The following is a 12,867-nucleotide window of genomic DNA, read 5'->3' as shown; positions in this document are numbered from 1 at the left end:
ATATTATACCAATATAAGTATGATGATATCAACAAAATATTCTAATAACTTTAAACGGGTAGGAATTCAAAGCAAGTCAAGAACCGTCCCTGCTTGCCTTAAGAACAGCTCTTAATAAATCTTAATAAATTCCCCCTTTTTATTTCATTTTTGATTGGTATATTAAAAAAAAATAAGGGGGACTTTTTATGCTGAAAAAAATAATAAGCATGTTATTGATAACTGTGTTAACCATGAGCTTTGCCGCTTGCTCAAAACAGGAAAAAGAGGTGGGGCAGGAAAAAATCAAACCTGTAAAAGTAACCGAAGTAAAAGAGGAAAACAAGCCCTTTGCCTTAAACTATGTAGGCAGGGTGGATTCAAGTGAAACAAAAAAATACAGCTTTCAATCGGCAGGAGAAATTGCAGCCATATATGTGGAAAAGGGGCAGCCGATAAGCGAAAATCAAAAACTATTGGAGCTTGATACCAAGGACCTCATGTTTTCGGTTGAAGCGACCAGATTACAAATGGCTTCGGTTCAGGCACAATATGATAAGGCTTTAAACGGTTCCGCGCAAGAGGATATTAAAAAGGCTGAACTGAATGTAAAAAAGGCGCAGGATGTCTATAACTATGCTAACGACTTATATGAAAAAACAAAAATGCTGTATGAGAATGGCGGAGTATCAAGGGATGCATTGGATAAAGCAAGGCTTGATATGGACACAAAGGCTATCGACTTGAATCACGCAAAAGAGGTTGAGCAGGAAGTAAAAAAAGGGGCGCGCGAAGAGGATAAGACAAACCTTTTAAATCAGCTGGAAGCAGCAAAGACAAATTATGATGCTAAAAAAAGCCTGCTGGAGAATACCGAAGTAAAATCTGATATGGAAGGGCATGTAGTTGACGTACTGGTAAAGCAGGGAGAGGTGGTAGCAGCCGGTGCTCCTGTGTTATTGGTTAGAAGCAGCAAGATGGTAGTTAATGCAGGGATTGCACAGAAGGATATAAACAGGATTGGCATTGATACCAGGGCAGATATTGAAATAGACGGCAAGCAGTTTATCGGTAGGGTGGCCAAGATTGATCAGGTTCCCGACAAGCAGACATGGACGTATAACATTCAAATAGAATTACCGGAAGGCTCACACTATATCGGGGCTATAGCCAAGGTTGGCATTGAGGCGGAGGCTGGTCAGGGTATATGGATTCCTGTGTCAAGTATTATGAACGGTGAATATGACTATGTTTTTACTGCTGTTGACGGGAGAGCAGCCAGAAAAAAAATATCTATGGAAAAGACCCAAGGTAATCTGGTCATGGTCAAGGGACTGGTCTCAGGGGATATGCTGGTCGTGGAGGGAATGAAGTCACTGAAGGATGGCGACAGGATAGAGATAAAAAGGGGTGACAGCTAATGAAAAACGATATTATTCATGCAGCTATAAAAAACAGGACAGTAACCATTTTTATGATTATCCTTGTAGCCATTGCGGGAATTTACAGCTTTTACATATCGCCAAGGCAGGAAAACCCTGATGTCAGCGCTCCTGCTGCCAAGATCACAACCATTTATCCCGGAGCATCTCCAAAAGAGGTAGAAAGGCTTGTAACAAGTAAAATTGAGGATGAGCTTACAGGAATAGAGGGCTATGATTTCAGCAAATCTTTTTCCAGAAACGGCATTTCGGTGGTGATTATCAACTTGACGGATGACGCCGACATTGATAAGGCATGGGATGAGTTAAGAAGAAAAATGAATGACATCCAGAGGGATTTACCCGAGCAGTGTGAAAAAATAGATGTGAATACAAACATGATTGAAACAGCGGGTATGATTATCAGCCTGTCGGGAGAAAAATACAGCTATGAGCAACTGGCTTCCTATGCGGAGAACTTAAAAAAGGATCTGACAAAAGTGGATGGCATAACCCGTTTTGATGTTGTAGGAAAACAGGAAATGGAAATAAAAGTTGAGGTAGATATAGACAAACTCAATCAATACGCCTTATCCCTTGATGATGTACTAAATATTCTTAAAGCTCAAAATATTGAAATCCCATCGGGTAAAATTGAAGACGGCAGCTCAAAGATAAACGTAAAAACATCTGGCATGTACGAGTCCTTGGAGGATATTAAAAATACCATTGTCGAAGTATCGGGCCAGAATGGATCAGTAGTAAGATTGGGTGATATAGCTGATGTTTACACGGATCTGGAGGATTCAAACTATAAAATCAGGCAGGATGGGGAAAATGCAGTTTTACTGGCCGGATATTTTAATAATAATGAAAACATAGTTTTTATCGGAAAAGAAGTAAGAGCTATATTTGACAAAGCAAAAAGCGGTTTACCGTCTGATATAAAAATAGATGAAGTAATTTTTCAGCCTGGTGATGTTGAAAAAGCAGTAAAATCTTTTGTATTAAATCTGCTGGAGGGAGTACTTTTTGTTGTAATAATTGTGTTTCTGGGGATGGGATGGAGAAATGCCGTTGCTGTTTCTACGGCGATTCCTGTGTCCATACTTGTTACTCTTGCTGCAATGGGAGTTATGAAGATTGAAATTCATCAGATTTCCATCACGGCATTAATTGTTGCACTTGGAATGCTGGTTGATAACGCCATTGTGGTGAGTGACGCAATACAGGTCAGGATAGATGAAGGTGAAGATAAGCTGGAGGCATGTCTTAGGGGTACAAAAGAAACTGCTGTTCCTATACTTACTTCTACTTTAACCACAATAGCGGTATTTGTACCACTTCTCCTTTTACCTGGTGCGGCAGGTGAGTTTTTAAAGAGCATTCCTCAGATATGTATTGCTGCCTTATCCGCATCATTTTTGGTGGCGCTGTTTGTTACCCCCACTATGGCATATATGCTGTTTAAAAAGGGTAAATCCTTAGAGAAGAAGTCTATAATCCGGTCTTTTTTCAGCAATCTGCTCAGCCTTGCAATGAAGAAGAAAGCAATGACACTCATAGCGGCCCTTTTAATATTTTTCGTTTCATTAAGAATAATCCCTGTTTTAGGCCTGCAGTTTTTCCCGAAGGCAGACAAAAGCATTTTGTACATAAATTTCAAGTCCGAAAATGCCTCGAATATTGATAAAACAGAAAAGTCGGTAATTGAAATGGAAAAGATATTGTCTGCTCAGCCTGAAGTATTAAGCTACACATCTGCAATAGGGGACGGACTTCCAAAATTTTTCTTCTCCATTGAGCCTGGCTCCCAATCTGCGGACGTAGCCCAGACAATGCTGCAAGTAGATCTGAAAAGGGAAAAAAGATTTAAAACCAATGAGGAGCTGGCTAACTATTTGCAGGGGTTATTTGACAGTGAAATTGTAGGGGGAAATGCAACGGTAAAACTTCTGGAAAACGGTAAACCTATTGGGGATCCCGTTCAGATCAGGGTTGTGGGAGATGATATGGAAGCTATTTTGGAAAATGCCCGCAATATCAAGGATGAATTAAATACTATAGAAGGCACGGTAAATGTTAATGACGATAGCTCCGACAAAGAATATGAATTTTTTATAGATATAGACGACGATACCGCAACCAGCATGGGATTTACCAAGGCGGACATACAAAAACAGATAAGCATAGCTTTAAAAGGGATGAAGGCATCTGTATTCAGAAAAAGCGGTAATGAAACCAATATTATTCTAACCAGTGATATTAAGTCCAAGGATCAGCTGGAAAATCTGGCAATAAAGTCTTCTTTTACCGGAAACAAAGTATTGCTCAAACAGGTAGCCAACATTAGCTTAATGCCACAAACTCCCCAATTGAAGAAGTATGACAGGGAACTTGCTATTTCAGTTTCCAGTGGTGTCAAGCCGGGTTACAGCTCAGTCACTATACAGAATCAGCTTCAAAAAAGGCTGGAAAGCATGGAGCTTGATAATGTCAGAGTGGTATTTAATGGAGAAAGAGAGGAAATAATCAGTAACTTTGGTGATCTGGGAGTATTCTCGGCCTTTGCCATGCTAATCATATTTATGATTCTAATGATTCAATTCGGGTCTTTAGTACAGCCTCTGATAGTAATGCTGACAATTCCACTGTCTGTAATCGGCTCAATATTGGGGCTGCTTGTTTTTGGTAACCCCTTGTCCTTTACAGCCGTGTTTGGTATAGTTAGCTTGATTGGAATTGTAGTAAACAATGCCATAATACTTATTGATTATATAAATGGTGAAAGGGTAAAGGGCGCTGTGCTGGATGATGCGTGCAAGGCAGCGGCAGCAAAAAGGCTGCGGCCCGTAATGCTTACTACAATAACAACGGTTATAGGATTAATTCCGCTGGCGTTTTCAGGAAGCAGCATGTTTGCACCAATGTCAATTACCTTGATGTCGGGGCTGATAGTTGCAACACTGCTTACTTTAGTGGTAATTCCGGTTTTTTTCAGCTTGACTATGAGAAGAATAAAGAAGATATAAAACATAAAAAAGGAGTGAAGAGTTATGGAAGCTCCAAGGATTCTGGTTGTAGATGATGATCATGAAATAGTAAACTTGATAGCAGAGAGCCTTGAAGAAGAGGGTTATGTTGTTATAAAGGCATATAACGGTGCAGAGGCATTGGAATTGCTGCCCAAATCAAATGTCTCCCTTATGATTCTGGATATTATGATGCCTGATGTAGACGGCCTGGAAGTATGCAGGAGGGTTAGGAACAGTGTTGTTACACCAATAATCATACTTAGCGCAAAGGACAGGGAAAAGGACAAGGTAATAGGGCTTGAACTGGGAGCTGATGATTATATGACAAAGCCCTTCAGCGTTAATGAGCTTGTGGCAAGGGTTAATGCACACATCAGAAGGGAAAAACGGAGCACTTCACTGCAAAAGAATGCTTTAAATACCTATAAATTCGGGAATCTTGAAATAAACAAGGATGCCTATGAGGTTTTATTGAACAATAAAAAGGTTGAGCTGTCGACCCGTGAGTTTCAGATACTTGTATACCTGGCTGAGAACAGAAACAGGGTACTAAGCAGGGAGCAGGTATACGATGCCATATGGGGGAACAGTGAATGCGGGGATGTCAACACAGTTACGGTGCATATTAAAAACTTAAGGTGCAAGCTTGACACAAACAATGAGTTTATAAAAACAATATGGGGCATAGGATACAAATTTATCGGGGGTGTGTCATGAGGCTGAGTATAAAGGTCAAGCTGCCTCTTATTGTTTTTGCAGTATTCATTTTAAATATATTGTTACTGATAATTTTCTTTAGAATGTCGTCAATTAGTACACTAAGGGATGACTTCAAGGCATATATAAACAATATTATGAAAACAAGCGGGATTGTTATGGAGGGAATTGAAGAATACTATCCCGATAACCTGAAAATAAAAGAATTTATTGCGGGAATATGCCATGAAAAGAATGTTTCTGTTTTGGTGAGGGACACAGGCCAACAAATTGTCTTTGCTTCCGATGAGCGGGAAAAGGGTGTATTTAAATACAATACAAAGGATATTGTGAGCATAGACGGCAAGGTTGTATATACTGTAGAAATAGGACATTCCTTTACATTTCTTAAGAGTATTATAAATAATACAAACGTTGTTATATTTGAAGTTATTATTCTGTTTACATCGGGACTGCTTCTTGTCCTGTATCTGCATTTTAAAATTGTAAAGCCTCTTGAGATACTACAAAGAAGTCTGGGGACAGTCAACAACTATAACAACAAATTATCATTGAAATTTAAACAGGATGATGAGATAGGCGAGCTTTATAAGAATTTTGAGGACATGGTACAAAGGCTGGAAATGTCGCAGTCACAGCAGATTGAGATGATTTCATCCATTTCACATGACTTGAAGACTCCGCTAACATCGGTAATGGGGTATGTTGAAAGGCTGATGGGCTCTGTTAAAATGCCTGAAGAAAAAAGACAGGAATACTATAGAATAATCTATAAAAAATCTCAGGATATAGAAAAGCTCGTCGAGGATTTTTCCGATTACACAAAAAACGAGGCTGACTGCAAGAAGCTAAAAAAGGAAAAGGTTTCGGTAAAAGAATTTTTTGATTCCATCTGCAGAGAGTATTTTATTGAACTCCAGTCATATAATGCTGAGTTTAAAACTTACTGCGCAGTAAATGACAATGCTGTAATGGAAGTGGATGATAAAAAAATACGAAGGGTATTTGCAAATCTCATCAGTAATTCTCTCAAGTATGCACAAGCCCCGGTAGTTATTAAAGCTTCATGTGAGATTAAGGGCGATCAGGTTGTATTTGCTGTAGAGGATAACGGAAAAGGGGTACCCGAAGAAGAACTATCAAGTATTTTCAACAAGTTCTACAGGCTAGATAAATCCAGATCCCCTGAAAGAGGGGGAAGCGGGCTTGGGCTCGCTATATGCAGCAGCATTGTGAAGAGCCATATGGGAAAGATATGGGCATATAATGTGGAACACGGAGGATTGGGCGTGTCGTTTGCAGTGGAGATACAGAGAGAGTCCCCATGATTTTTAAAATACCATAATGCAGTTATGTGGCAATTGTAGAGAGGTTGTTGAATATGCAAATCAAAGACTTGAAACATGCAGATAATGGTAATAAAGCATTTGATTCATATATAATAGCAGACAGCCGATTATATTGTGCACAGATAGTCGGATGGATAAATGCATCCTTTGATAATATTGATAGGGAAAGGAGGGTGTTTGATGGATACTTTAAGTAGTATGAATAATGCATTGGCATACATTGAAGAGCATTTAACCGAGGATATAGATTATAGTAAAATTTCTAAAATTGCCTATTGTTCAGAGTATCATTTTAAGCGGATGTTTTCTTTTTTATCAGGCATAAGTTTGTCAGAATATATTCGGAGAAGAAGACTAACACTGGCGGCTCTTGATTTGAAAGATAGGGATTTGAGAATAATTGATGTTGCTGTAAAGTACGGTTATGGTTCTGCTGACTCATTCTCACGTGCTTTTCATTCTATGCATGGCATTCTCCCTTCTGAAGCGAGAAGTGAGAATACACAATTAAAAGCTTATCCTAGAATGACCTTTCAATTATCAATTAGAGGAGGATGTGAAATGAATTATCGTATTGTTGAAAAAGAGTCATTTAAGTTAGTAGGATTTAAGACCCGAGTTCCAATTATTTTTGAAGGTATCAATCCAGAGATTGCAAAAATGACTGAGCTTTTAACCCCGGAGATTATTAAACAATTAAAATCAATTTCAAATGTAGAACCAACAGGTATTATTAGTGCTTCCACTAATTTTTCAGAAGGGAGAATGGAGGAAAAAGGAGAATTGGATCATTACCTCGGAGTAGCAACATCAAGTAATGAAACTGCAGAATTTGATGTATTAAAAATTGATGCTGGTGCTTGGGCGGTATTTGAATCCATTGGGCCATTTCCAGAGACACTTCAAAATGTGTGGGGCAGGATATACTCAGAGTGGTTTCCATCATCGGGATATGAGGCGATTGAAGGCCCTGAAATTTTGTGGAATGAGAGCCAGAACACTGAAAACCCTAAGTATAGAAGTGAAATCTGGATTCCGGTAAAGAAAAAAGAGCATTAAGCAAATGTGGACAGAAATTTGAAGATTACCCACAAAAAAATTTTTATTGAGTACAAAACAAAGGCATCAGGACATCAAATCCTGATGCCTTTGTGACTACAGACATCTTTTTTGATGTGCATTGGGGCTAAGAAATGAAACTTTGGCCGTCCTACTTGCTTCGACATAAAAATGTACGGCTGCTACAGACGAATGTCTTGAAAAGGCTTATATAAATAGGATAAAATAAGGATGTGCGGTTGGATTTGCCAATCGCCTGTTCTTATACTGATGCAGATAATTTTGTATTTAAGGAGGCGACCGGACAATAAGCATGAAGAACAGAGTCTATATCGCAATCGATTTAAAATCCTTCTACGCTTCGGTCGAGTGTATGGAACGAGGGCTTGATCCACTGACCACCAACCTTGTTGTCGCTGACGCAAGCCGCACCGAAAAAACCATCTGTCTCGCTGTCTCTCCCTCTCTCAAAGCATACGGCATTCCCGGTAGGGCGAGGCTGTTTGAAGTTGTACAGAAGGTCAAGGAAGCAAATGCGGTACGGCTGCGCAAAGCACCGGGACGAGCCTTTTCCGGCGTTTCCTGCAACGATACTGAATTGAAATCCTCGCCGGGTCTCTCGTTGGACTACATTGTTGCTCTACCGAGGATGGAGTATTATATAGAGTACAGCACGCAGATTTACAATATCTATTTGAAGTATATTGCGCCCGAAGATATTCATGTCTACTCCATCGACGAGGTATTTATTGACGCCACCGATTATCTGAACACCTACAATCTTTCAGCCCGTGAGCTTGCCACGAAAATGATTCTGGATGTACTTAAAACAACCAGCATTACAGCAACGGCGGGAATTGGAACAAATTTGTACCTTAGCAAGATCGCTATGGATATTCAGGCAAAGCACATACCTGCTGATAACAACGGTATGCGGATCGCCGAGCTGGACGAAATGAGCTACCGACACTCCCTGTGGTCACATCGGCCTCTAACAGACTTTTGGCGCGTTGGAAAAGGATATACCAAGAAACTGGAGGAACAAGGCCTCTTTACAATGGGAGATATTGCAAGATGCTCTCTCGGCAAACCTAACGATTACTACAACGAGGATTTACTGTATAAGCTGTTCGGCATAAACGCTGAGCTGCTGATTGACCATGCGTGGGGATGGGAGCCATGCACAATTGCCGATATTAAAGCGTATAAGCCAAGCACAAACAGTATTGGATCGGGGCAGGTGCTGCACTGTGCCTATACTTATGACAAAGCGAAGCTGATCGTGCGGGAAATGACTGATCTGCTGGTACTTGATCTGGTAGATAAAAGGCTTGTGACCGACCAGCTTGTTTTGACAGTGGGATATGATATCGATAATCTAACAAACCCGGAGATAAAGAAATCATATCACGGGGCAATCACCATTGACCACTACGGACGCGCCGTTCCGAAATCCGCGCATGGTTCAGTAAATCTTGGCAGACAGACCGCATCTACAAAGCTAATCTTAGATGCGGCCACAGAGCTGTTTGAACGCATTGTTGACAAAAATCTCCTGATTAGAAGAGTCAACATCACAGCGAATCATGTTGTTGACGAGGCAACTGTTCAAAAGACGGACAACTTTGAACAGCTTGATCTCTTTACAGATTACGCGGCCGTACAGGCGAAAAAATGGGATGAAGAAGCTGAGCTTGCGCGAGAAAAAAAGATGCAGCAAGCAATGCTGGAGATAAAAAAGAAACACGGCAAGAATGCCATTCTAAAAGGTATGAATCTGGAGGAAGGCGCTACCACAGTAGACCGAAACAGGCAGATTGGAGGGCACAAGGCATGACGAGGACGTATGACGACATCATCAATCTATCTCACCATGTCTCTGCGACACGCCCTCATATGACCGCTATTGACCGGGCAGCTCAGTTTTCACCCTTCGCCGCACTGACCGGCTATGACGCCTCTATCAAAGAAACCGCAAGGCTGACTGACGAGAGAGTGAAGCTGGATGAATATGTGAAGGACGCTTTGAGTGATAGGCTGCAAATCATAGCAGATCGGATTAAAGAGCATCCCGAAATTGCAATCACCTATTTTCAGCCGGATGCGAAGAAGAGCGGCGGCGCCTATGTTACTGCTATCAGTACGGCTAAAAAGATAGACAAATATGAACGGGTTGTCGTTATTACCGATGGCACAGCTATCCCCATTGATGAAATAATCAGCATAGATGGGCAGATATTCGAACCTCAGAAGTGAACAGGGACGGTTCTCAACTTGCTCTATTCGCCATGATAAAATAAAACGAAGGGTGAGTTGGCTCGGTACATGTAATATAGTTGGGTAAGCTTTTTGGAGGTATAAGCAAGTCAAGAACCGTCCCTGCTTGCCTCTGTAAGCAAGTCAAGAACCGTCCCTGCTTGCCTCTGTTGCAGCAACAAAGAATTAAGGATGGGTTTATGAATAAAAGTAGAATTGAAATTGAGAAAAGTGTTTTATATAGTATGGTATGTATTTACTGCAAAGGTCAAAAACATGCGAAGCAGTTATGCGACAATTGTAGAGAAGTTGTTGAATATGCAAATCAAAGACTTGAAGCATGCAGATTTGGAGATAATAAATCTTTCTGCTCCAAATGCAAGACTCATTGTTTTAAACCTGAAATGCGTAAAAAAATTAAGGCTGTTATGAGGTATTCAGGAATAAGAATGATATTACATAACCCAATAATGGTAATAAAGCATTTGATTCATAGATAAATTTAAGTGGTATGAATAATGCATTGCGAATATGTTTCCGCATACCGGGGATACGGAATATTTTTTGTTAAGATAGATAGGAGATGGAATATTGGGGAATACGGATAAGTTTGAAATGATAGCAAATAGTTATGATACTTCTGAAAGAATACAAATTGCAAAGGTATCATCAGATGCAATTGGTGAATATTTAGTTGATGCCAAAAGCAAGAATGCTATTGACTTTGGAAGTGGAACCGGCCTTGTCGGAATGGACCTGTTAAATAATTTTAATTATATACTTTTTCTGGATGCATCACAAAACATGATTAATCAAGTACAGAAAAAAATTTCTGATTCTAATATACGGAGTGCAGCTACATTATGCTTTGATTTTGAAAAAGACAGTCTTTCGGATTTACATGCCGATTATATTTTTATGGCTCAGGTTTTGCTCCATATTAAGGATGTTGAATTAGTTTTGCTTAGATTATATGAGGTTCTAAATGAAGGAGGACATTTACTAATAGTAGATTTTAATAAAAATGAACAAATAGCCTCGGATGTGGTTCATAATGGGTTTGAACAAATAGAGTTAGCTGATATCATGGCAAAAATAGGATACAGGAATATTCAATCTAAAACTTTCTATACTGGAAGTAAAATATTCATGGGACATGATGCATCTATGTTTATTCTTGATTCTCAAAAATAACAATTATTTTGCCAAGGGCTAAGCTTATCAATGCCGGAGGCAAGGCAGGCAAAGGAATTTTAGATCCTCATAAAAAATGTAAGGGGAAATTAGAAGCATCATTTTATAGCGCCCACATGAAAGGATAACCTGATGTTATGCCCATTGCAAATGGAAAGGAGCCACAGCCCGAATTATACGGGGACATTCCTCAATATCAAAACAAAAATAGCTCTATCAAAGTTTACGGGTAAGGAACGCCACGGGGGGCATTCCCTACGAAGAATACAGTATGATCGTTCCCGATTTGTTTACAATATGTTCACATAATATAAGAAGTCTGTTAATATTTATGATTTATAATAATAATTGCAGTAAAACTTTTTCATAAACCCCCTCTTTTTTTATAGGACAAACATTTAAAGCAATCAGGCAGCTGTGATGCTTTAAATGTTTGTTCATAATGTTTCAGAGGGACTATCCCACTACTATTTTGCCCTCAGGGTATACTATGTTGGGGTTCTTTTTGTTGGCACGCAGGGTAAGCGCAATTGCAAAGGTCAACGGTCCGACTCTCCCAAGAAACATGGTTAGTATCAAAAGAGCCTTGCTTACACTGTGAAGTGTGGGTGTTATGCCTGTAGACAGGCCTACGGTGCCGAAAGCGGAGGTGACTTCATAAAGTATATTTATAAAACGATTGCCCTCAATAGCAAGAAGTATTGTTGTTACCGTGACTACAAGCATGACGCTCAGCCCTATTATGGACAGAGCTTTGTTTACTATGTAGTATGGCACGCGCCTTTTAAAAAATATAGTCTCAGACGAGCCTTTTATTTGGGATATTATAGCCATAAGAATAACCCCGAAGGTAGTTACCTTTACGCCGCCGCCTGTTGAACCCGGTGACGCGCCTATAAACATGAATATTATGGTAGCCACTTTTGAGATCTCTTTCATGTCGTCCAGAGACAAAGAATTGTATCCCGCCGTTCTGGTAGATACCGAGTGAAAAATGGCTGAACTTATTTTTTCTAAAGGAGTGAGACCTCCCATTGTGGCTGGATTATTGTGCTCAAAAAAAAGAAAAAACGCGGCGCCGAAAATTATCAAAGACAGAGAAAGGACAAGCACCACCTTTGTATGCAGATAAAGGCTTTTGTTTTTCCTGAATTCATACAAATCCTTCCAAACCATAAAGCCAAGTCCTCCTATTATGACAAGACCGGCAACGGTATAAAGCACAATTGGATCGCTGCTATATTCTGTAAGGCTTTTATATCCTCCCATAATATCAAACCCTGCGTTGCAGAAGGCGGAAATTGCATGGAAGACAGCCACATAAAAGCCTCTTGTGCCAAATCTGGGTACAAAGCTTATTGAAAGCAGCAGCGCACCTATGAGCTCAATTGCGAAGGTTACTATAACTACATTTTTTATGATTCTGGCAACTCCTTCAAAGGTGAAATAGTTAATGGATTCCTTAGCCAGAATCATTTCTCTCAAGGCCACCTTTCTTCCCAGTATAACCGAGAAAAATGTAGCCAGAGTAGCAAGGCCCAAACCACCGATTTGAACAAGGGACAGGATTACAAGCTGCCCGAACAGCGACCACTGTGTTAGAGTGTCTGCAATAACAAGACCTGTTACGCATGATGCGGAGGTCGCGGTAAAAAGGGCATTAAAAAAGCCTATGCTTTTACCGTCGTTGGAGGCTATGGGAAGATTCAGAAGGATGGTGCCGGCGAGGATGATAACGACAAAGCTTGACACTATGAGCCTTGTGGGAGATAATACCAAAATTCTGTTATTTTTATTTTTAAACATGACCCTCATTGCTTAAAACCTGCCTTATTATTTTTATAATGCCTGAACATA

The 12,867-nt window shown here is 40.0% G+C and carries 11 protein-coding genes; 10 read left to right on the top strand and 1 reads right to left on the bottom strand.

All coding sequences use genetic code 11. The annotated features are described in order from the left end of the window. Positions 1-188: 188 nt before the first annotated feature. From DFR58_RS08625 to DFR58_RS08585, 10 genes are all read left to right on the top strand, one after another. On the top strand, positions 189-1,400 hold the full coding sequence (locus tag DFR58_RS08625; protein WP_114297424.1) for an efflux RND transporter periplasmic adaptor subunit: 1,212 nt from the start codon (positions 189-191) through the stop codon (positions 1,398-1,400). Continuing rightward, positions 1,400-4,432, top strand: a complete 3,033-nt coding sequence (locus DFR58_RS08620; RefSeq protein WP_114297423.1) for an efflux RND transporter permease subunit — start codon at positions 1,400-1,402, stop codon at positions 4,430-4,432. Before DFR58_RS08625 ends, DFR58_RS08620 begins: the two co-directional genes overlap by 1 nt. 24 nt (positions 4,433-4,456) lie before the next feature. Further along, the gene (locus DFR58_RS08615) at positions 4,457-5,152 is read left to right on the top strand and encodes a response regulator transcription factor (protein ID WP_114297422.1); all 696 of its coding nucleotides are present in this window, start codon (positions 4,457-4,459) and stop codon (positions 5,150-5,152) included. Beyond that, positions 5,149-6,480 carry a HAMP domain-containing sensor histidine kinase gene (locus DFR58_RS08610; protein WP_170138091.1) on the top strand — a complete coding sequence of 444 codons (1,332 nt, stop codon included), beginning with the start codon at positions 5,149-5,151 and terminating at the stop codon, positions 6,478-6,480. Before DFR58_RS08615 ends, DFR58_RS08610 begins: the two co-directional genes overlap by 4 nt. Positions 6,481-6,506: 26 nt before the next feature. Further along, the gene (locus DFR58_RS21820; RefSeq protein ID WP_207659175.1) at positions 6,507-6,698 is read left to right on the top strand and encodes a hypothetical protein; all 192 of its coding nucleotides are present in this window, start codon (positions 6,507-6,509) and stop codon (positions 6,696-6,698) included. Then, on the top strand, positions 6,682-7,560 hold the full coding sequence (locus tag DFR58_RS08605; protein ID WP_114297420.1) for an AraC family transcriptional regulator: 879 nt from the start codon (positions 6,682-6,684) through the stop codon (positions 7,558-7,560). The genes DFR58_RS21820 and DFR58_RS08605 overlap by 17 nt, the downstream gene beginning before the upstream one ends. 313 nt (positions 7,561-7,873) lie before the next feature. Beyond that, entirely contained in the window at positions 7,874-9,397 is a 1,524-nt protein-coding gene (locus DFR58_RS08600) for a Y-family DNA polymerase (protein ID WP_114297419.1), read from the top strand. Beyond that, a complete protein-coding gene (locus tag DFR58_RS08595) occupies positions 9,394-9,816 on the top strand; it encodes a hypothetical protein (RefSeq protein WP_114297418.1) in 423 nt (140 codons plus the stop codon). The genes DFR58_RS08600 and DFR58_RS08595 overlap by 4 nt, the downstream gene beginning before the upstream one ends. Positions 9,817-10,016: 200 nt before the next feature. Then, positions 10,017-10,316 (top strand): nitrous oxide-stimulated promoter family protein, encoded by a 300-nt coding sequence (locus DFR58_RS08590; protein WP_114297416.1) that lies wholly within the window; start codon positions 10,017-10,019, stop codon positions 10,314-10,316. Positions 10,317-10,407: 91 nt separating this feature from the next. Beyond that, positions 10,408-11,010, top strand: coding sequence for a class I SAM-dependent methyltransferase (locus DFR58_RS08585; protein ID WP_114297415.1), 603 nt, complete (start codon positions 10,408-10,410; stop codon positions 11,008-11,010). Between the two features lie 456 nt (positions 11,011-11,466). Here DFR58_RS08585 and DFR58_RS08580 read toward each other — a convergent pair whose 3' ends face one another. Then, on the bottom strand, positions 11,467-12,816 hold the full coding sequence (locus DFR58_RS08580) for a TrkH family potassium uptake protein (RefSeq protein WP_242987477.1): 1,350 nt from the start codon (positions 12,814-12,816) through the stop codon (positions 11,467-11,469). Positions 12,817-12,867: the final 51 nt, after the last annotated feature.

Source organism: Anaerobacterium chartisolvens (assembly GCF_003337415.1).
GTDB lineage: Bacteria > Bacillota > Clostridia > Acetivibrionales > DSM-27016 > Anaerobacterium > Anaerobacterium chartisolvens.
The sequence above is the reverse complement of the archived record's forward strand: the minus strand, read 5'-3'. Positions and strand labels throughout refer to the sequence as shown.